Source organism: Anaerophaga thermohalophila str. Valhall (genome assembly GCF_000250735.1).
Classification (GTDB): Bacteria; Bacteroidota; Bacteroidia; order Bacteroidales; family Marinilabiliaceae; genus Anaerophaga; species Anaerophaga thermohalophila_A.
The window spans coordinates 24712-44963 of record NZ_AHZV01000242.1; the positions used below are offsets into that span (position 1 = coordinate 24712).

The following is a 20252-nucleotide window of genomic DNA, read 5'->3' on the forward strand; positions in this document are numbered from 1 at the left end:
CTTTAATTTTCGGACATCAGTTCGATAGAAAAGTTAGGCATATAAATATCCGCGTGGACATTCTCTTTGTTCTGCTCCGTTACTTCAATAAATCCAGGATTTTCGGGTATTTCCACGGACTGGATCAGCCATCTGGCCTGGGGCATCGGGGTAAGCGAGAAATGATCTTCATTTCCCCACCGGTTGAAATTTTTTATTAGTAGTATATTTTCTCCTTTCTTCAGATTGAGTACAACCTCACAAGTCATGGGTTTTTCCATATTATCATTTCCGGCAAGCAGCACTTCCTCCTTGTTTAGCCAAACCTGAATACCATCATTACCGGTTATCCGGTACAGATGTTTTTGCGGATTCTCAGAATCGATTTCTACATAATAGTAATGATGTGTTAGTGGCAATGGTTTCAGATTGTCTTTATGTCCGGAATTTACCATCCATGATCCGTGTGAAATTTGGAGGCGATTGTTTCCGTTTGGGTTAACATGAAGGTCTTTTAAAGCTCCGTAGAAGGGCTTTGACCTGAATATCTGACCGGTCTGAATGGTATCGTTTTCTGAACGTATCAGGTTACTACGATTGCCTTTTAGTGTTTCTACCATCTCTGATGATTCCGTCTTGATTTTAATGGTTTTTCCCACTTCGAAGGAAGTAAATTTCAGTAGGGCGGATGGTTTTTGTTTGATTCCAAGGTTCCATCGCAAAGCTGTGTTCGATGGTATCTCTGAAAGTCTGTCCATGCCGGAAATGCTTCTGAATGGGGTGGCATTATTTAAATGAAGGGAGATTGTATCGTTGAGAGCGGTATATAATGGTTCACCGGCAATCGGTTGGATAGTATCTTTCATTGTTACTTCAAGGACAGGAAGTTGCATCGGATCGGCCATGGCAGGAGAAGTCCATGTGATTTCATGTTTTTGTCCGCGACTGAAAAACGCCGGTTCAATGCCGCTTCCAAGGAATCTCACTTTTTCTATTTCATTGCCGGGTGCTGAGAAAACAATTTTCTGTGAAGAAGGGACCGAATCGATGAACAGATACAGATGGTCATCTTTCCAGGTAGCCAGCCATGAGTTTGATGTATCGCCAAGCGGATTCTTCTGCGTGCGAAAGATAGCATCCCGGTTAACCTTGATCCATCTTCCCATATGGTTCAAAATCTCTTTTTCCAATTCATCCAGGGAGCCGTCTCCTTTGGGGGCAAGATTGAGAGCATAATTTCCACCCTCCGAAATTACTTTTACCAATTCGCGTATTTTGCTTCGTGCAATACCAAGTGTATCGACAGTTGTTTTATTCTTTTTGTATCCTAAAGATGGCCTCAATGCAGAACTTCGTTGTATCCATGGAATATCCGGAATAATCACCGGTGCGTGATTAAAAGGAGAAGCAATGAAATCACCCATATTGTTGCCAATTCCGTTGCTGATAAGGCACTGTGGTTGAAGACTTTTTATGAGTTCGCGCAATTCCCGGCTTTGGGCAGGCGTATTTATTCCCGAATAGAAATAGATGGCAGAAATGTCACCATAATTGGTTAGCAATTCCCTGATTTGGTCAAGATTATTTTGATGATGGGCTTCGGTAACCGGTGCTCCGTAATGTGAAGACATAGGCGATGCTGCGGGCAAATGCCAGTCGGTCAGTGAAAAGTTGATTCCAATACCGATATTGGCATTATTACAAGCATCGGCTATTTCTTCCATCAGATCATGATCAAATGTGGTAAAGTCGACGATATTAAATGGGGTTGTTTCGGTTTTGAAGAGACAAAAACCGTCGTGATGTTTGACTGTGAAAATGATATTTTTGATACCAAGGTCTCTGGCAAGATTGATGAGCTTTGCCGGGTCCCAGTTTTTAGGTGTTAAATCTCTGGCAGTTTGTTCATATTCATCGGCAAACATTCCGGTTTCGGCCCATATATTTTCAGCTCTTTCAGCTTTTTTGCCTTCCCATTCGCCACCTAAAACCGAGTAAACACCAAAATGAACAAACAAAGAGAGTTTATCAGCATTCCATTGCTGCAGATGGTCAACTGGTAATCCCACTTCTTCATTGATTTGCTCTGGTTCTTGTTTCTCTTTTTTGGCATCTGAACACATGGTAGAGACCAGAGCAACTGATAGAAGAATAATATGTGCGATGAGCATTGTATATTTTTGCATAGCTATCAAGAGTTCATTAAACTTTTACAATACGTTGCAAACCCATTGCTTGTGATTTAAAGGTTGTATCTGTTAATGCAGTATATAAGATTGTATGAATGAGCCCGGTCTAAAAAGCATCTTTGTTGCCAAGCTCTGTGTTGTTTCAAATTTTTGCATCCTCATTAACAACGAGTTAACTCCGGTACAAAAATTTAAAACGCCTTGATTTTGACAAAAATATGCTTTTTATACCGCACTCATGAATCGTCTTATATCAAAATATCTAACAATCTATTGTACTTAATAGAGGGGCACTAAATATTTTTCGTCTATAAACCTGCAAAAATATTTAATGACTTTTTACGTGTCAAAGATAAGAATTCCTGTTCGACGGAGCATGAATTTGTAAAAATGCTTAAAACCGTTGGGTACATTCACAATTTAAGAATCTGTTGATACGTTAAATGATTAGTGTCTGTTCATAAAGTGCCATTTACAGCGTTACGCTCGTCCGAAAATTACTCATTTACGATGAGTAAACTCCGTATTTTCGGACTTCGCAAGCCTTGTAAATGACACTTTCTGAACAGACACATGATAAGAAAAAAACTTTCTCGACTTTGTAGACAGAATTATATTTTTGCACATTAAAAAAATGTAAGGAATGACATACGTCCGTTTCATTATCGTTTTGCTTTTTTCATTTGCCTGCATTGAATTAACGCATGGACAAATTGTAGCTGAGAATTCGGTGGTTGTTCAAACAGAGTATCCGACCGAGGTAGTCAATGATCCGGTTTTTTGTTTCACCACGGAAGGACCCATGGTTGTGAGTTATGAAAACGGAACATCCGGTTTGTCTTTAACCTGGTACAACCATGATATGGGTGATAATTCATGGAACAATGTTTTACAGAGCGGGGGAGAGCAATTGAGTTTGAATGATGAAGGAGGTTACCGGCTTGTCGTTGAAGACAACGGTAATGTAGTACTTGACCAACGTTTTTGGGTTTTCAATTCTCAGGCAATAACCGATGTTGAAGCCGAAATTGTTTACGACGATTGTTTCGGGGTTGATTTGTTGGCTTCAGCCGATACTGTCCCACTGTTTTATTATGATCCTGTTGATGGGTCACAGGAACCGCTTGATTACGGGCTCTCCTTTGCATGGACGACAGAACCCGATAGCGATGAGCAGCACAATGGCAGGGCTGTTTCGTTTAATGCGCCTTATGAGGATTTGACCTATGTGGTAACTGTCACCGACAGGTTTGGTAATGATGCTGAAGCGCAGGCAGACTATCAGGCTATTGCTGTGAAGGCCGATTTTGAAACAGAAAGTTTAAAGGATACCGTTCTTAATGAACGACATGATGAAGTCAGGGGATCGGCCCCCATTGAAATCAAGTTTACCGATACTTCCCTGGGAAAAATTACAGCGTGGGAGTGGACCTTCGGTAATTCGGGCAGGTCCATTGAGCAGAACCCCCGTTTTGTCTTTTCCGAAGCGGGCCAGGACAGCGTTTATCTGAAAGTGGTGAACAGGGATTCGGGATGTGAAGATTTGAGTGATCCCTTTGTTGTAAATATATGGGAATCGGAACTGGAGGTACCGAATGTGTTTACCCCCAACGGCGATGGCATTAATGACGAATTCAGGGCAGCCTACAAATCACTGAAAAAGTTTGAAATGGTGGTTTTTAATCGTTGGGGCAGGAAAGTATACGAGAGTACCGATCCTGCTGTGGGTTGGGATGGAGATGGCCATGCGCCGGGGGTTTATTTTTATTACATCTATGCTGAAGGATACAACGATGGAGAGGTACACAAGAAGGAGGGGGCTGTTCATTTGATTAAAGGGAAATAGTTTGGTTTTTTTAGCGGCTTGTTATTCGTAGGTATTCAGATTTAAGGCTACTTTTTTGTCAATAAGGAATCAGGTTATAAATTATAAAGTATCCCCCCGAAATTCTGTTTTTTCACTATGAGGCATTTATAGGTAGTGATTTTTATGATCCGGAACCAGGCAATCAGGTGTGGTTCAAAACAGAGAACAACGAACAGGGGGGGAAGTGTGGCAATGAATGTGAAACGAACCGGTTAAGAACCGGCTCTATTCTTCTTTGCCGGAACACTTTACAATGATCTCTTCCAGCGAGCGTTTGGGCACATGATGTACCTGGTTTTCGTCGCGCCAGTATTTAATATTGTCGTCTTTCACGTCTTCTATGACCACCTCTTCGCGTGGTTTACCAAGCGCAATAACTTCAACAATTTTCAGGTGCCTGGGGAGTTTTAGGGCTTTTTGTAGTTTTAATCGGTCTACCGAACCGATGATGCATCCGCCCAATCCCTGCTCTACAGCTCCCAACAGAATGCTTTGCGCAGCAATACCATCGTCGCAGAAATAGGTGTCCGAAATGTTTACGTCATTCAAAATGACAATGTAAGCCGAAGGGCGTTCACCCTGTGCCGGTCCGTCCCAGTCTTTCAGGTAACCTGCCCATGATAAATGCGGAAATATCAGTTCATTGGTTTTAGCATCACATGAAATGAAGTATTTCAAGGTTTGTGCATTGCGGGCAGATGGAGAAAGTCTGGCCAGGTCCACGAGACTCTCCAGTACGTATTCGGGGATGGTGATGTCCTGGTAAAAACGACGATAACTACGGTTTCGCCTGACTAAATCTTTTAAGTTGTTCATAATAAATAAATCGGTAGATTTTAAATGGATTATTCTACTATTAACCGACTATTGTGGTATTCTGAATTCAGAATTTTAAAAACGTTTACCTACAATATCCCAGTCGACACAATTCCAGAATTCTTCTATATAATCGGGACGTCTGTTCTGATAGTCGAGATAATAGGCATGCTCCCATACATCGCAGGTAAGGATCGGAATCATTCCATTGCGCATAGGATTACCTGCATTGCTTTCTTTTATGATTTCAAGTTTTCCGTTTCTGTTTTTCACAAGCCATGCCCAGCCTGAGCCGAAAAGCGTGGTGGCAGCCTGCGAAAATTTTTCCCTGAATGCGCCGAAAGAGCCAAATGCTTCATCAATAGCCTGAGCCAGGGGGCCTGTGGGTGCATTGCCACCGTTAGGCGACAGGGAAGAAAAATAGAACGTATGGTTCCAAACCTGTGCCCCGTTGTTATAAATGCTTCCGTCGGCTTCTTTGATGATGGTTTCCAGATCAGCATTTTCAAATTTGGTGCCCGGAACCAGGTTGTTCAGATTATTGACATAGGTTTGATGATGCATTCCGTAATGGAACTCCAATGTTCGTTTCGAAATATGAGGCTCCAGAGCATCCGTAGCATAGGGTAATTGTGGAAGTGAAAATTTCATGATTTTGTGTTTTTATTTTGACAAAAGGGTAGATTTTACTTTTTCTATAGAATGAACTATAGAATGAATCTTGCTTTTGCGAGGAAGAAGAGCAACGGACAAATGCTATTCTGCCTCTCAAAATTATAGGGCTTGCGTACAACCCAAATATAATAAAAATAACGATTTTTTTCAGGATTATTATGACAAAAGCTTTCTGCCGGGAGAAATGACTTATTAAAAAATTCTTTTTGGTTTTTTTCTGTATTTTCCGGTATTATCCTGATCAATAAGGGGATTCGAAGATGGCTGGCAAGGAACGGCAGGCCGTCTGCCACGGTTTCGGATGCGAAAGTTTTGATTGAACTCATATATAAGAGAAAGTTCGTGAGCGCCGGCCGATCTCCAGCCCAATCCGCTGATGGTAATGTCGTAGCTGTAACCAAACCTCACATTTCCGTGCCGGTAAGACAGTGACACAACAACAGCATCCTGGTTGATTTTGTTTTCTACCTCGTTATTCAGCAGCGGCAGTCCGCGATACCATACTCCCACTTCCAAAGGATCATTAAACCAGTATGCTCCCACATCGGCCTGGTTAAAATTCTGCTGACGCTGAATGCGGAAAGTGCCTGAAAACGATCGGTCACCCTTGATACGTCTGCGTTTTTCGGTCCAGAAATTAATTCCTCCAAACAGAATATATTTCCCTGGCAGCTGCATTTCTTCTCCCAGGAAGGAGTAGTTGGGAGTAGCCAGATGGTCGGCTGTTATCCCGAGCCACATAAAAGGGCTGTAAAAAAGAACCGAAGAAGCAAAATCTACATACTGGGCTTGTTCGTTCGACAACTGATCCCAGGACCCTGATGCGCCGCCACCAATTTGTTCGTCGGCAAACCGCAATTTGCTAAAATCGATGGCCCGGTTTCCGTACGCGAACTGAATGGCCGGAACAACCTGCCATTCTTCTGAAATTTGTATGTTATAGGAATACTGTAGTGCAGCGTGAGTAGTAGTTAGTCCTGCTGTGCCTGCCTTGTCTTGTATTAACTGTAACCCGAGTCCGCTGTTAAATGCATTAAAATAGTTGTCAAATGAAACGGCATATGTGCTGAAAGCCTTTTCAATTCCCGGCCATTGGTTTCGGTAATTCAAAACCAGTCTCGCTCCGTCGGTGGCCCCTGCCAGTGAGGGGCTAAGGTATAACGGAGAAGCATAAAACTGTGAAAAATGAAGGTCCTGTGCTCCGGCTCCTGTCAGAACAAAATTGATGAATAGCAATATAAGTCCTTGTTTTCTCATAAAAATACTCTGCATGTTCCGCAATTTTTTCCAGTCTTGCCTCTAATTGTTTTAATAGCAGTTAACTATTTTATAAATGAGTCTGCTTCTGAGAGACTTTTAGGAATAGACTCATTATTATTCTACATTCTACCAAATAGTCGGTTAATCTTTTGCAAATACCTTAGATTCAATTGGTTATATTCACGGATTTGTTTTGATAAAATGCATATTTTCAATGGGATACGAATCATCTTATATCTTAAATCTAGTAATCTAACGGTCTATTATTCAGGGTTGAGGGTTTAATACCTCATATTTCTTATCGGTTGTAAAGAATACTTAGTGTCTGTCCATTAAGTGCCATTTACTGTGTTACGCTCGTCCGAAAATTACTCATTTACGATGAGTAAACTCCGTATTTTCGGACTTCGCAAGCCTTGTAAATGACACTTTCTGGACAGACACACATATTGTAAAAATTTATGCGAGTTTATAGACACGCACTACTTACTACCTGAGCAAAGTAACATCTCCGGTCTTTTCAATGCGCCTGCCATCACTCAGGGTAGCGGTTACGCGCCAGATATAGACCCCCTGCGGACACAGATTGTTCTTATAGTAACCGTCCCACCCACGGTTGATATCGCTACTCTCAAACAGAAGTTCACCCCATCGCGAAAATATCTGAAGCCGGTACTCAACAATTCCTTTCTGGAGGAAAGGATAAAACACGTGGTTGTTCCGGTCGCCATACTGATAATGACCGTCTGAGGGGCCGTTTTTGTTGGGTGTAAATGCGTTTGGGAAATCAATTTCGCCCCCTTGCAATGCTTTTACGGCATTCGGAATTGTCAATTCATCGGAACAATTATATTCATTGTTTACCAGCAATGTAACATCGTAACTCCCCGTTTCCTGATAAATATGTGTTGGGGAAAAGTCGTGTGATGTATTTCCGTCACCGAAAAACCATGAATAGGAAACGGCTCCTTCAGATTTGTTGAGGAATGTTACGCCGTCATTCGGGATATATACCACTTTTGGAACAGGTTCAAAAAGAGCTGACGGTGTTGGATAAGCTTCAACTATAACATCATTGACGGTAGTTTCTCCGCCGGTTCCATAAGCCGTTAGCGATACTTTGTATTTGCCTGGAATTCTATATGTGTGTGTCGGATTTTTTTCATCTGAATACTGACCGTCTCCGAAATCCCACAGGAAAGTCTTTGCGTCGATTGTATTATTATAAAAATTTACCGTGAGCGGGGGACAGCCCGCTGTATCAGGTCCATAGCTGATATCGGGGACCATAGGGATAATGGAAATTGTTTTGGAATAGCGGGCTTCACAATGTTCGCTATAAGCGAGTAAATTTATTTCATAATCACCTGAATATGAATATTTATGATCTCCGGGATGTTGTTCCTCAGAAGTGGTGCCATCCCCGAAAGTCCAAAGGTAGTTCCAGTTGCCTGTAGTCCGATTGTCGATAGTAATCGTGTTATCAGGCATTTGCTGCTCTTCGGGGATTGCCGTAAAAACCGGATCGGGTGTAGCGTGCACCACAACGTCGGTTGAAGCTTCTTCTGTGCAACCGAAGGATGAGATTCCGGTAACTTTTACTGTGTATAAAACAGAGTCGGTGGTGTTGTTTTCAAAAACATGTGATGTCTGATACTCCCCTGTTTCAGTGTTTCCATCACCAAAATTCCAGTGATATTCCCTGGCCCCCGATTCTGTTGTCAGTTGAGTGGAAAGAGGTGCACAGCCACTTTGGGGGTTTGCGGTGAGAGATATCTCTCTTACCGGATATACTGTTATGTAATGAGTTTGGAGGTCAGTGCAACCATATTGGTTTTCTGCGATGAGCTCAACGAGATAGGATTGGACATAAGTCTCGGTATTGACAAATGTGTGTGCCGGGTCCTTGTCATTGACTTCGGGGCTATTGTCCCCAAAGTTCCATGTGTAGTTTTGTCCTTCTGATGAAGTGTTTGCAAAGGTTACTTCGAGTGGAGAACAGCCGTCTGCCGGAGTAGCTTCAAACGAGGCAACAGGGACTGGTTTAACGATTAATTCGTAAAAGGAAGTGTCGTTGCAACCATAATCGTTTTGTGCCTGTAATTCAATAATGACGGTGTCGGGAACATTCGATGATGCCACAAAAATATGGGTTGGATTTTCCTGGCTTGAAGAGCTTCCGTCACCAAAGTTCCATTGATAACTGTCGGCATTAAGAGAGTTGTTTTCGAATGTAATTTCAACCGGAGAACAGCCTTCATCAGTGAATGGGGCTATATCAGCCACAGCCTGCGGCATGAACTCTATGGTTTGAGACGCCTCCGCCGTACATCCATCGGGAGAAACTTCTCTCCAGGTGAATGTGTAGATGCCTGGTTCTTCAACATTTACTTCTGATGTTGAGCTGGTGGCGTCAAGAATTGTTGCATTTCCGTGGCCTGAGGTAACCGACCATTCCCCTCCGGCCATATCGGGGAAAGCTTCAATGGTTGCATCAAGGCCGCATATTTGATAGTCATCCGCAACGGATGGTACGGGAGTTTCCGAAAATGTCAGAGCAACTGTGTCCCTGTCTGTACATCCATCTATGTCGAGTGACCAGACGAGCTCATATGTTCCGTAAGTGTCGGCAGTGACCAGGGAATTGAATAGAGATGAATCCTCGATGTCAAGGTTTCCTGGCCCTGATATAACTGTCCAAAGTGCAGTTCCGGAGCTGTTGTTGCCCTGTAGCTGATATTCAGAAGCACAGATTTGCTCATCCGGGCCGGCATGGGCTACCGGTTGCTCTTTTACGATAACTGTGATGTTAGTTTGATCGGAGCATCCCATGTCGTCAATAACCTCATAGGTAAATTCAAACGTTCCGGTTTCTGTTGAGAAAAACTCAGGATTGGCGGTATTGGTGTCTGAAAGTTTGTCAATATGTGCGCCCGACCATTGGTGAGAAACATAAGTAGTACTTCCTCCCGAAGTTATCGGCATGAGTTCTGCAGGGGTTCCTGCGCAAACTTCAACAGGATTGGGATCGAAGTCCACCGAAACGTCCTCTACTTCTATTACAATGACTGATTGATTGGAACAGCCGGTGTCATCGGTTACGGTTACAGTAAGCATATAAGACCCTACGACCGAAGTGTTAAATTCCGGGTTTTGTATGCCGGTATCACTGAGGGGTACTGTATCGCCCGTCCACTGAAATGAATACGGTGGTGTTCCCGCACTGATATTTGCATTGAGTTGAAGGTCAAGGCCAGGGCAAAGAAAGGCGGTATCTCCCGGCGTAATTTCAATGTTCGGTGCCTCTCTCACTTCAATATTGACAGACCCGGTAGCAGAGCATCCGTCTGAGCTTGTTACATTATAATATATGGCATGTGTTCCTGGACCGGCATCAGCAGGGGTAAAAACTCCGGTTGCCGGATCGGTTCCGGGGCCGGACCATGTTCCACCGGGGGTTGCAGGATTAAGCGTGTAAGGAGCGTCGGTTTCGCAGAACGGCCCGGCCGGGTCAATACTGCTATCCGGCAAATCTACGATGACTACCATGGCTGTGGAGATAACAGGATCGTGATCTCCGTTATCAGGATCGGCTGGCGGGCCTGCGATACTGGGATCGTCATAAGGATTGCAGGCATTCCAGTTTCGGATGGTGACAATGAAATGATCGCCGACATCGTAACCTGCTGGTATATAAATGTTTTCAGATAAAGCGAAGGGAGGTGAAGGGGCAAGAACAGTATCTGCATTATAGTGATTGATCGGGCCGGCATAAGGCCATGAATAAGTATTCCCTGCGACTTCTGCAGTAGAGATATTGGTAGAACCGGTTCCGTAGATCCATTGTGTCCATCGGTTTCTGTAATTCGGAGTATCTTCTTCATCCGGAGGAGTACAGTTCCATTGACTAACATCGGTAAATTGCACGGCTCCGTCATCGCCAATACAGATAGGGAATACTTCCGGGCTTATGTTGATGTTTCCTCCGTTTTGGTTGTCAATATCCCAAACGGTGGCGGTTTGTGTCTGGACAGAACTGGTACATAACACACCGTCAACCATCAGGTAAGCATCGGCCTCGTAATTACACTGGTCTCCTCCCGGTGGATAAATATGTGTTGCATTGGCCTGCCAGTTGCCGGCAGATATTTCGGTGGCGGGTATGATGTCCGGATCGGAGCCGTCACCCCAGTCAAAATAGATGCTGACATCACCTGTACCTCCGTCATCGACTCCGCGAAAAGTCACAATACGTTCTACTCTCACGGGGGCGCAACGTTTGTCAAATATCCAGTCGTCGTTTTGCCCGCCCTGATAATCGCAGCTTTGTGCATAGATACTTCTTACCGGCAGCATACAAAGTACCACTGCGATCAATAACCCTGTGAAAGTTTTTGTTGTCATTAAAAAAAGTACTGACCCTTTCTACCCAATTCTTTCATCTCACTATAAACAAAATATGAATTTTATCAGATTAAGTCAATTACAAATGCATTTGTGAGATGTATCATTTTTTTTATCCCCTGAAAATGGAATATTTACTAACCTGCTTTATTCATAATTTTTCTATTACGATGCTCAACTATCGGCAGAATACAAGCGTTCTCATCAAATTTAACCTGGAAATAGTTCACTATTTCCTGCCTTAAATTTGTCTGCGGTTGCTTGTATTATTTGATATTAGAGCATCTCATAACGAAAATTTATGAATAAAACAGACTAAAGTTGTTTTATGTGTCAACAGACTGTCAGGTTTCCAGATTTAAGATGTCGGATAATCCAATATTACTTTGGTATACTGCATCTTGGCAGGGAAAGGGTTTTGATTGCAAACAATTGGCTTGCAATCCATTGGGAAAACCTAACGTAATATTGATGTATAAAATACGGCATAAAGCGTTAAACTGGCAATGATTTTTACATTCTCAAAGTGAGAGAAAACAAGTATAGCAACAGCAACACGAGCTTTTAACTCAGAAGAAAAATCAGCAATGGTTAACGCACTATTTTAAACGTTTGAGTCCTTTGGCTTTTTGTTTGTTTCATTACCAAAGTCCGGATGGATTTTTGGCCCTTATCTTTTCAACGTATGATAAATAAAATAATTGCTTCGATACTTCCTTATTTGCCCAAAAAATTTGTGTGGCTTTTTTCCAGGCGTTATATTGCCGGGGAGACAATTGATGATGCGGTGCGCGTTGCAAGGGACCTGGCCGGGAAGGGCATGGTTGCTACCATTGATCATCTGGGAGAATATATTACCGATATTAAGGATGCAGAAGCCGTTCAGCAGATTTATCTGGGAATGATTGATCGGTTTGAATCGGAAAAATTGTCGGTCACTTATTCTTTAAAACCTTCAAACTTTGGGCTTCTGATAGATTTTGAGACTTGCTTTGAACTGGTTAAAAGTGTGGTGGAAAAGGCAAATCGGCACCACTCGTTTGTTCGGATTGATATGGAGGACAGCAGTTGCGTGGATGCCGAGCTGGAGCTTTACCGACGATTGCACAAAATATATCCTTTAAATGTTGGTATTGTTATTCAGGCGTACCTGAAGCGTTTAACGGGCGATCTTCAATTTTTGGCTGAATTACATTCACCATCGGCTCCTGTTAATGTTCGCCTTTGTAAAGGAATTTATGTTGAACCTCCTGAAATTGCTATCCGTGACAGGAAGGCCATTAATAAACAATTTATAGAAGCCCTTGAATTTTTCTTTGATAGGGGAATTTACGTCGGGATTGCTACTCACGACCGGGCATTGACCGATACGGCCCGGCAATTGATAAAAAAGTATTCGCTGACTTCTGCCGACTATGAGTTTCAAATGCTCTATGGTGTTACGCCTGAATTGCGTTCCGAAATTATAGCTGCCGGACATCAAATGAGAGTATATGTGCCTTACGGAAAAGAATGGCTGGGCTATTCATCACGTCGGCTGAAAGAAAATCCCAAAATGGTTTTTTATATTATTAAGGCTCTCTTTAAAAGAGGATAAACCTGTTTAAAGAAAGGGTCGTTTCACGTTCGAAACGACCCTTTACACACAGGAATTGTTGGGAGGAAATAAAAAATGTTTCCACGCTTCAAATGTCTTCTTTTATTGTCTTTTCTGTGTTATCTCTATGTTATCGGTGTTTTAAATTCTTTATGCAGTGTAAAGGTTTTTCCAACCCAAATTATTTCTGGGAAGATTGATTTTAACATTCCGTTTTTGGCGGCTTCGCAAGCTTTGCAACTGGCACTTTCTGGACAGACATACATATTGTGATAATCTTTACGAACTTATAGACGAGCACAAGAAAGAAAGAGAAAACCGGATAAAATGGTCGTATTTCTGCCAAAATGGCGCTATATCTCTGGTTTGTATGACTTTGTGGCATTTTAATTTCGTCGTTTATGTCATTTAGACGCTTGTTTTGTATTGGCATTTCCTTTGATATTTTCTTTACAGAATGATTAAAAAAGAAATGTCAAACCAAAAAAAATCAGGAGGATATAGCTATGACAATTGTAAGAAGATTTAACAACCAGGTGCCCGACATCGCCAACATTTTTGATGATTTCTTTGGAGGTGATTTCTTTGACACTCCTGCTCGCAGAACTTCCACTCCCGCTGTTAACGTTAAGGAGAATGACGATGAATATGTTATTGAGGTTGCAGCACCGGGAATGAAAAAAGATGATTTTAAAGTTGAAATCGATAACGGTGTGCTTAGCATCTCTGCCGAAGTGGAAGAAAAAGACGAGCAAAAAGATGAGGACAAAGGGTACACTCGTCGCGAATTCTGTTATTCATCATTCAACCGTTCATTTGCCATCCCTAAAGATGAGGTTGATGAAAGCAAAATTGATGCAAAATACAAAGATGGTTTGCTGAGAATTACCTTGCAGAAGCGTGATGAGGTTAAACCAAAACCTGCTCGTATGATTGAAATTAAGTAAGACAGGTTATCGACGATGAACAACTATCTGTGATGGTGAAATGATAAGTCCCTCTGCTTTGCAGGGGGTTTTTTTATGCTTGCACAGGAGCAGATTCAATTATCACCACTCAATTTCTTTTAGTCCGTGATTTTTCAACCATTCGTTGGTTTTAGAAAAATGTTTACAACCGAAGAAGCCATTATGTGCAGAAAAAGGGGAGGGGTGGGCTGCTTTCAGCACCAGGTGTTTCGATGTATCAATAAGTGCTGCTTTGTTTTGGGCATATCGTCCCCATAATAAAAAGACGATATTGTTGCGTGTTTCCGAGACAACTTTAATTGCAGCATCTGTAAATTGTTCCCATCCTTTGCCCTGATGCGAGCCGGGAGTACGCGCCCTGACAGTTAACGTGGCATTTAGCAGCAGGACGCCCTGCCTGGCCCAACGGGTCAAATCGCCCGATGGCGGAGGCGGTGTCCCTGTATCGTTGGCAATTTCTTTAAAAATATTCTGTAGCGAAGGAGGCTGGCGGATACCATCGGGGACAGAAAAGCAAAGTCCCTGTGCCTGGCCCGGGCCATGGTAGGGATCTTGTCCGAGGAGTACCACTTTTACCTTTTCGAGTGGCGTATGATTAAAGGCATTGAATATCATCGGGCCGGGAGGGTAAACCTGATGCTTCCTTTTTTCATCAACAAGAAATTTTTTCAGCTCTGAAAAATACGGAGCATTAAATTCTTCACTCAGTGCTTCTTTCCAGCTTTCTTCTATTCGGGGATCAATCTGAGACATGTTTTATTAATATAAAATTAGTCTAAGTTTTTGTCTTGATGGAATCTGCATCCCAGCATTTATACACGCTCTTTTTCCGAATGAACGGGACAAGTTATGAAAATCTCTGCCAGCTCGTTTCAAATGGTTTTGTTTTACTGCAAAGATAGCAAGATCGATAATACTTCCCAGTAAAATCAGAACACCCGCGAAACACATGTGGCTTCGCGGGTGTTACATTAAACCCGGATAAAGTTTAGTTGATTGACAAATGGTTGGTAATTCCGGTTTATGTTGTTTCAAAACGTCTGGCTACCTCATCCCAGTTTACTACATTCCAGAATGCATCAATATATTCGGGACGCTTATTCTGATATTTCAGGTAGTAGGCATGTTCCCAAACGTCCAGTCCAAGGATGGGAGTTCCCTTAAGTTCGGAAACATCCATGAGCGGGTTGTCCTGATTTGGGGTGCTTCCCACTACAAGTTTACCATTGTTTTGTTTAACCAGCCATGCCCACCCTGAACCGAAGCGGGTAGCTGCTGCATTGTTAAAAGTTTCTTTAAACTGATCAAATGAGCCAAATTCTTTTTCGATGGCTGCCAACAATTCTCCTTCGGGCTTACCTCCTGCATCGGGCGCCATTACTTTCCAAAAGAGGTTATGATTGTAATAACCGCCTCCATTGTTGCGCACAGCTGTTGAGTGTCTGGAGACATTGGCCAGAAGTTCTTCAATGCTTTTCCCGTCGAGGTCGCTACCTTCAATGGCTGCATTTAATTTACTGGTATAGCCGCCATGATGTTTGGTATGGTGGATTTCCATGGTACGAGCATCGATATACGGTTCGAGTGCGTCGTAAGCATAATCGAGTTTTGGAAGTTCAAATGCCATAATGTTTAAGTTTTTTATGATTAGACAATCGATTTAATTCATATTTCAGATAAACTTGTCCAAAATTAATGCTTATTTAAATTTAATCCAAATAATTGAGACTAAAAATTGTTAAATAATTGGCTGCAGACTTTAGACAAAAGTATACTCAACCTAAGGCATATAAAACTTAAACAAAGATGGTGGAACTGTCAGGTGATGAAATTTTCAGACGATTCAGACTATTTAGTGCCTGTCTATAAAGTAGGAAAAGTTTCTTACTTATCATGTGTCTGTTCAGAAAGTGTCATTTACAAGGCTTGCGAAGTCCGAAAATACGGAGTTTACTCATCGTAAATGAGTAATTTTCGGACGAGCGTAACACAGTAAATGGCACTTTATGGGCAGACATTGTTTATCAGTAGTTGTTGAAGCAGGTTAGTGGGTGACTTTTTTGCCGCCGGTTCCAACGGTGAAAAAGTCTTTTAGCGATTCAATTTCTGATTGGCGTGCCTCTGTCAGGGTTCCTTCAAAAGCAATAACTCCGTTGTCAACGAAAAGTACTTTGTCGGCAACACGCAAAATACTTGTCACTTCGTGTGTGACCATCAGAATAGTCATTCCAAGCTGATCGCGAAGTTTAAGGATGAGTTCGTCAAGATTGGCCAGAGAGACAGGATCAAGTCCTGCTCCCGGTTCATCGCAAAACAAAAGGGGCGGATCCATAATAATGGCTCTGGCCAGAGCCGCTCTTTTTAACATGCCTCCGCTTAATTGTGAAGGATAGAGATAATAGGCATCTTCGAGATTAACAAGATTGAGTTTGGTACGAACCAGGTCTTCAATGGCATCTGCAGGCAAATTGGTATGTTGTTCCAGTGGCAGGGCTACATTGTCACCAACGGTCAGGGAATTCAATAGTGCCCCGTTTTGATAAAAAACACCGAGTTTTAAATAGAACTTTAGTTCCTGTTCTTCGTCAATGGTAACTATGTCTTGTCCAAAAATTGAGATGGTATTCGGAGTTACCGGGTAAAGACCCAGCATGTGCTTCATAATGGTACTCTTCCCTGAACCACTGCCTCCAAGTATCACGGTTACGTCTCCTTCCTCAATTGAAAAGGTCACATTTTTAAGCACTTCTTTTTCCCCAAATGATACTTTGAGTCCCTTAACTTCTATGATCTTTTCTTTATTCATAACATGTCATGCCTTAAAGATCAGTAAAATATCAGCCCCAGAATCAGATCGGCAATAATAACCAATGTAATGGCTGCTACTACTGCACTGGTAGTAGACCGCCCTACTCCCTCGGCTCCTTCTTTCACCCTGAAGCCGAAGAAGGCTCCCGTGATAACGATGATAAAAGCAAAAGCAATGCTTTTGATTATTCCTGTAAGAATGTCTTTTTGATAAAGAGCCTCGGGCATCCTGTTAAAAAATATTTCGGGTGTAATATCCAGGTAAAGATTGGCAGCAACGGCGCCTCCAAAAATTCCGGCAACAGAAGCAAGAATGGTCAGAAAAGGCAAAGTGACGAGGCTTCCGTATATTTTGGGAATCACCACAAACCGAACGGGATTCAGGCCCATGGTCCGTAGTGCATCAATCTCGGATGTTACCTTCATTGTGGCAATTTCGGCCGCAATGGACGAACCGCTACGCCCGGCAACCATAATGGCTGTGATAAGCGGGCCCATTTCAGCCATCATAGCAATTACGGTAAGGTCTACAATATAGACATTAGCGCCAAAGTTGCGAAGTTGAGAAGAAGACTGAAGAGCCAGAACCAGCCCGATTATAAAAGCCATTGCCATGACAATGGGCAGGGCATTTACACCTATTGAGATGGCCTGGTTTACAAACTCGCCCTTCCTGCGTTGTTTCCTGTTGAACAGGTCTCTGACCGACCAGAAAAGGATATCCGAAACGAGATAAAAGAAAGAAGCGACATATTCGGCCAGGAAATGCCCTGCTCTATCGCCCAGTAAATAGAGAATCCCTTCCTTTGTATGCGACTGTTCGGTTTTTTGTTTAACAGGACTGAAAAGTGACAGTTTGTTTTCTATGTCTTTTCCTGCATTTTCGATTTTCAGGGAGATGTTATATCTTCCTGCATTCTCGGGCAGACGATGTATTGCCAGGGCGCCTGCACTATCTATATTATCCAGGCCGGACAGATCGACAGAAAGGTCACTTTCACCGCTTTTACGAAACAAAAGTTCAATGTCGTTCAGGAATTCGGCAGTATTATGAATGGTCAGGTTTTTTTTAAGCCTCACCACATTACCGTCGAGGGTGAAATGATTCGATTTATTTGTCCACTTTTTTTTTCTCACGAATATCAACTTTGAGCTGAGAGTGTTTTTCTGATTTGCTGTGCAAAATTTTCAAGTTCCTCATAAAAAAGATTACTGATGCTTTCGGCCATCAGATTGAGACTTCTTTCTTCAAGAGTTGATTTTCTGTTGCTTATGTGGGTAAGAATACTTGTTCCGGAACGGGTGTCAATCAATTCGAACCTCAATTTAAGGTGTGCAATGAAGTCTTTTTTGTTTTGAGCGGTTCCAACCTCTATTTCGAATACAGTTGTGTTGATATGATATTCTGGCGTGTGTTCCCAGAATCTGTCCGACACTCTTAAAAAGAGATTTTTGGCCGACAAAAAATCGATAATCATGGGCGTAAGTACTGTTGAGGGTTGAACGGCCCATTCGTGCTCTCCAAAATATCGTATCTGGTGCGAGTCATCCCTGAAAACAATTCTCCGGCTTGAATAGGCCGGATATACATCCACATCCCCGACTTCACACCTTGCATTGAAGAGAACCGAATCTTCAAGAAAGGGCTGACTTACCTTGCCTGGTTGCTCAAGGGTATAGTATTTCTTGACAACGGTTTTTTGTGATCCGCATCCTGTGAGGATAATGGTCATGATCAGAATTGGAAATATTATCTGTTTCATATTAATCCTTTAATTTGTCATCGGGCAGGTTTTTAACTTTGCTTTTGCGGATGAGTACCGATGGATTGTTATTGATTTTTCTGGAAGCTTCTTCAAGATTGCGAAGGGTTGATTGCAGCATCTCCTGGGTTTCCACGAGTCCTTTGGTGCCCTTGTTGATATCATCATCTACCTTGATGAGAAGATCTTTTGTTCGTCTGACCACTCCGGCCAGATCGTCAATTAATTGTGTGATATTTGTTTCTTTCAGTTTTTGTGATATTTCGCGAGTATTCCCTATAATATCTCCAATAGAATCGCTTTGAACCAGCTGGTCTATCCGGGCCATTGTTTTTTCCAGAGTGCTGGTTGTTTCAAGAATTGAGGTACTGATTTTATTGGCATTTTCTATGGTAGAATCTATATCCTTCTTGTTTTCAAAAATTATGGTATCAAGCCGTAAAATGGCCCGATCGGCATCGTCCGTCATTTTGCTGAATTTCCGCAAGGCTGTAATGATTTTTGCCAGAGTATCGGGGTGAGTGAAAACTTGCAGGTTGTTGAGGACGTTTTCAGCTTTTTCGGCAATAATTTCGGCCTTTCCGGTTATTTCTGATGTCAAAGAAGAACCCGCCTGGATGTGTGAACCCGGTGTCAGAAGATCGGCTTCATTGGTTCCACCACGTATTTCTATTGCTTTCATTCCCGTAATTCCGAGTGAAACAATATCTGCTTTTGCGTCTTCCTTTATGGGGGTCCCCGACTTAAGCGAGAGTTCTACAATAATACTGGTGATATCCTGTGGGTTAATACGAATGCCTGAAATTGTACCTACGTTGATACCGAGGTATTTTACCGGGCTTCCAACTTCCATTCCGCTTACCGAGACATCGTGAAAATTTACATAATAGGTGTCGGATTTTTCGAACAACTCCCTGGCTGTAAAATATACGACCAGAAACAAAAGCAGGGCGGAACTGAGCATGATAAAAATTCCCAGTCTTATCTTTTTGGATCGGTTATTCATTCGTATAAAATTTATTTAACTAATTGGCCGAATGGAACTCGCATGATTGGGGTTTGTACATGCTCTCTTGTGACAAACCTTGCCATACTTGTTTCATTAGTATATAATTTACTTAAGTTATTGGCCTAATGGGACTCGTGACTTTTATCCATGTCCTTTTGTGGCGGATTTCTTTGTAAGCAAATCGGCGGAGCCGAGGGAGAAATCAAAGCGCCATGCTCGTACCATTCGTATGAAATTTATCTATTAAGGCCTGTGGAACTCGTCCCTGCCTGCCCCGATTTATCATGGAGTAATTGAGACTCGTTTCATTGGTTAATTATGGCCAGTCTATAATCTCGCAAAAATTTTCACAATATGTGTGTCTGTTCAGAAAGTTCCTGTTGCACGGCTTACGAAGCCGCCAAAAACGAAGTTTACTTTTCGTAATTGAGTATTTTGGCAGCAAGCATTACACAGCAAATGGTACTTTATGGACAGACACTAATTAACGGTATTTTATCAAAGATAATTGAATTTTATTTTTTAGAAGGGATTTTACGGACAGTTTCTACCCCCTCTGAATTCTTCGCACTGAAAGACATTACCAATGTCCCTTTTGTTCCATCCCTGGCACTGATGGCATAACAGATCATTTCATCTGCCGGATCGGTCATACCTTCGAAACGATATGACTTCATAATTATCAGGTCTTCAGGATTATATTTTTTTCTGGCCCCGATGGCTTCAATAAAATTGCCGGAAGGCCGCATTTCTTCTGTAAAACCCTCTTTATTAAGGTTTCCCATTGCTTCAGATAATGTATCCATGGCATTAAAATTAAATGGTTGAAACGAGTCCCGATTACTCCCCGATAAATCGGGGCAGGGAGGTATGAGTGTCATTAATAACTTAACCTGCTTTATTCATAAGTTTTCGTC

At 42.3% G+C, this 20252-nt stretch carries 15 protein-coding genes; 3 read left to right on the forward strand and 12 right to left on the reverse strand.

Annotated features, from left to right (window positions below):
- Window positions 1-2 precede the first annotated feature (2 nt).
- Window positions 3-2165: an alpha-L-fucosidase gene (locus OQ5_RS22020; RefSeq protein ID WP_026055281.1), complete on the reverse strand. Its 2163-nt coding sequence runs from the start codon at window positions 2163-2165 to the stop codon at window positions 3-5.
- Window positions 2166-2811: 646 nt separating this feature from the next.
- Between OQ5_RS22020 and OQ5_RS0112935 the strand changes: the two genes are divergently transcribed.
- Window positions 2812-4014, forward strand: coding sequence for a gliding motility-associated C-terminal domain-containing protein (locus OQ5_RS0112935; protein ID WP_016777891.1), 1203 nt, complete (start codon window positions 2812-2814; stop codon window positions 4012-4014).
- A gap of 246 nt (window positions 4015-4260) precedes the next feature.
- Here OQ5_RS0112935 and OQ5_RS0112940 read toward each other — a convergent pair whose 3' ends face one another.
- From OQ5_RS0112940 to OQ5_RS0112955, 4 genes are all read right to left on the reverse strand, one after another.
- Window positions 4261-4851 carry a nitroreductase family protein gene (locus tag OQ5_RS0112940; protein ID WP_016777892.1) on the reverse strand — a complete coding sequence of 197 codons (591 nt, stop codon included), beginning with the start codon at window positions 4849-4851 and terminating at the stop codon, window positions 4261-4263.
- A 75-nt stretch (window positions 4852-4926) separates the two neighbouring features.
- Window positions 4927-5502 carry a superoxide dismutase gene (locus OQ5_RS0112945; protein ID WP_016777893.1) on the reverse strand — a complete coding sequence of 192 codons (576 nt, stop codon included), beginning with the start codon at window positions 5500-5502 and terminating at the stop codon, window positions 4927-4929.
- A gap of 216 nt (window positions 5503-5718) precedes the next feature.
- On the reverse strand, window positions 5719-6798 hold the full coding sequence (locus OQ5_RS0112950; protein ID WP_016777894.1) for a PorP/SprF family type IX secretion system membrane protein: 1080 nt from the start codon (window positions 6796-6798) through the stop codon (window positions 5719-5721).
- A gap of 477 nt (window positions 6799-7275) precedes the next feature.
- The gene (locus tag OQ5_RS0112955; RefSeq protein WP_016777895.1) at window positions 7276-11190 is read right to left on the reverse strand and encodes a PKD domain-containing protein; all 3915 of its coding nucleotides are present in this window, start codon (window positions 11188-11190) and stop codon (window positions 7276-7278) included.
- A gap of 685 nt (window positions 11191-11875) precedes the next feature.
- Here OQ5_RS0112955 and OQ5_RS0112960 point away from each other — a divergent pair.
- Window positions 11876-12787 carry a proline dehydrogenase family protein gene (locus OQ5_RS0112960; RefSeq protein WP_026055282.1) on the forward strand — a complete coding sequence of 304 codons (912 nt, stop codon included), beginning with the start codon at window positions 11876-11878 and terminating at the stop codon, window positions 12785-12787.
- A gap of 506 nt (window positions 12788-13293) precedes the next feature.
- Window positions 13294-13734 carry an Hsp20/alpha crystallin family protein gene (locus OQ5_RS0112970; RefSeq protein WP_016777898.1) on the forward strand — a complete coding sequence of 147 codons (441 nt, stop codon included), beginning with the start codon at window positions 13294-13296 and terminating at the stop codon, window positions 13732-13734.
- A gap of 102 nt (window positions 13735-13836) precedes the next feature.
- Here the strand turns inward: OQ5_RS0112970 and ung are convergent, their stop codons facing one another.
- From ung to OQ5_RS0113005, 7 genes are all read right to left on the reverse strand, one after another.
- The gene (ung, locus tag OQ5_RS0112975; protein WP_016777899.1) at window positions 13837-14508 is read right to left on the reverse strand and encodes a uracil-DNA glycosylase; all 672 of its coding nucleotides are present in this window, start codon (window positions 14506-14508) and stop codon (window positions 13837-13839) included.
- A gap of 268 nt (window positions 14509-14776) precedes the next feature.
- Window positions 14777-15382 carry a superoxide dismutase gene (locus OQ5_RS0112980; protein WP_016777900.1) on the reverse strand — a complete coding sequence of 202 codons (606 nt, stop codon included), beginning with the start codon at window positions 15380-15382 and terminating at the stop codon, window positions 14777-14779.
- 417 nt (window positions 15383-15799) lie between these two features.
- Window positions 15800-16561, reverse strand: coding sequence for an ABC transporter ATP-binding protein (locus OQ5_RS0112985; RefSeq protein WP_016777901.1), 762 nt, complete (start codon window positions 16559-16561; stop codon window positions 15800-15802).
- 20 nt (window positions 16562-16581) lie between these two features.
- Entirely contained in the window at window positions 16582-17700 is a 1119-nt protein-coding gene (locus tag OQ5_RS0112990) for an ABC transporter permease (protein WP_255297529.1), read from the reverse strand.
- Window positions 17701-17705: 5 nt separating this feature from the next.
- Window positions 17706-18326, reverse strand: coding sequence for an ABC-type transport auxiliary lipoprotein family protein (locus OQ5_RS0112995; RefSeq protein WP_016777903.1), 621 nt, complete (start codon window positions 18324-18326; stop codon window positions 17706-17708).
- A gap of 1 nt (window position 18327) precedes the next feature.
- On the reverse strand, window positions 18328-19332 hold the full coding sequence (locus tag OQ5_RS0113000; RefSeq protein WP_026055284.1) for an MlaD family protein: 1005 nt from the start codon (window positions 19330-19332) through the stop codon (window positions 18328-18330).
- Between the two features lie 518 nt (window positions 19333-19850).
- A complete protein-coding gene (locus tag OQ5_RS0113005) occupies window positions 19851-20141 on the reverse strand; it encodes a hypothetical protein (RefSeq protein WP_026055285.1) in 291 nt (96 codons plus the stop codon).
- Window positions 20142-20252: the final 111 nt, after the last annotated feature.

Coding starts and splice junctions, on each gene's coding strand:
- OQ5_RS22020 (WP_026055281.1), bottom strand. CDS start 2,165: ATGCAAAAATATACAATGCTCATCGCACATATTATTCTTCTATCAGTT.
- OQ5_RS0112995 (WP_016777903.1), bottom strand. CDS start 18,326: ATGAAACAGATAATATTTCCAATTCTGATCATGACCATTATCCTCACA.
- OQ5_RS0112970 (WP_016777898.1), top strand. CDS start 13,294: ATGACAATTGTAAGAAGATTTAACAACCAGGTGCCCGACATCGCCAAC.
- OQ5_RS0112945 (WP_016777893.1), bottom strand. CDS start 5,502: ATGAAATTTTCACTTCCACAATTACCCTATGCTACGGATGCTCTGGAG.
- OQ5_RS0113005 (WP_026055285.1), bottom strand. CDS start 20,141: ATGGATACATTATCTGAAGCAATGGGAAACCTTAATAAAGAGGGTTTT.
- OQ5_RS0112940 (WP_016777892.1), bottom strand. CDS start 4,851: ATGAACAACTTAAAAGATTTAGTCAGGCGAAACCGTAGTTATCGTCGT.
- OQ5_RS0112950 (WP_016777894.1), bottom strand. CDS start 6,798: ATGCAGAGTATTTTTATGAGAAAACAAGGACTTATATTGCTATTCATC.
- OQ5_RS0112935 (WP_016777891.1), top strand. CDS start 2,812: ATGACATACGTCCGTTTCATTATCGTTTTGCTTTTTTCATTTGCCTGC.
- OQ5_RS0112985 (WP_016777901.1), bottom strand. CDS start 16,561: ATGAATAAAGAAAAGATCATAGAAGTTAAGGGACTCAAAGTATCATTT.
- OQ5_RS0113000 (WP_026055284.1), bottom strand. CDS start 19,332: ATGAATAACCGATCCAAAAAGATAAGACTGGGAATTTTTATCATGCTC.
- OQ5_RS0112955 (WP_016777895.1), bottom strand. CDS start 11,190: ATGACAACAAAAACTTTCACAGGGTTATTGATCGCAGTGGTACTTTGT.
- OQ5_RS0112960 (WP_026055282.1), top strand. CDS start 11,876: ATGATAAATAAAATAATTGCTTCGATACTTCCTTATTTGCCCAAAAAA.
- OQ5_RS0112980 (WP_016777900.1), bottom strand. CDS start 15,382: ATGGCATTTGAACTTCCAAAACTCGATTATGCTTACGACGCACTCGAA.
- ung (WP_016777899.1), bottom strand. CDS start 14,508: ATGTCTCAGATTGATCCCCGAATAGAAGAAAGCTGGAAAGAAGCACTG.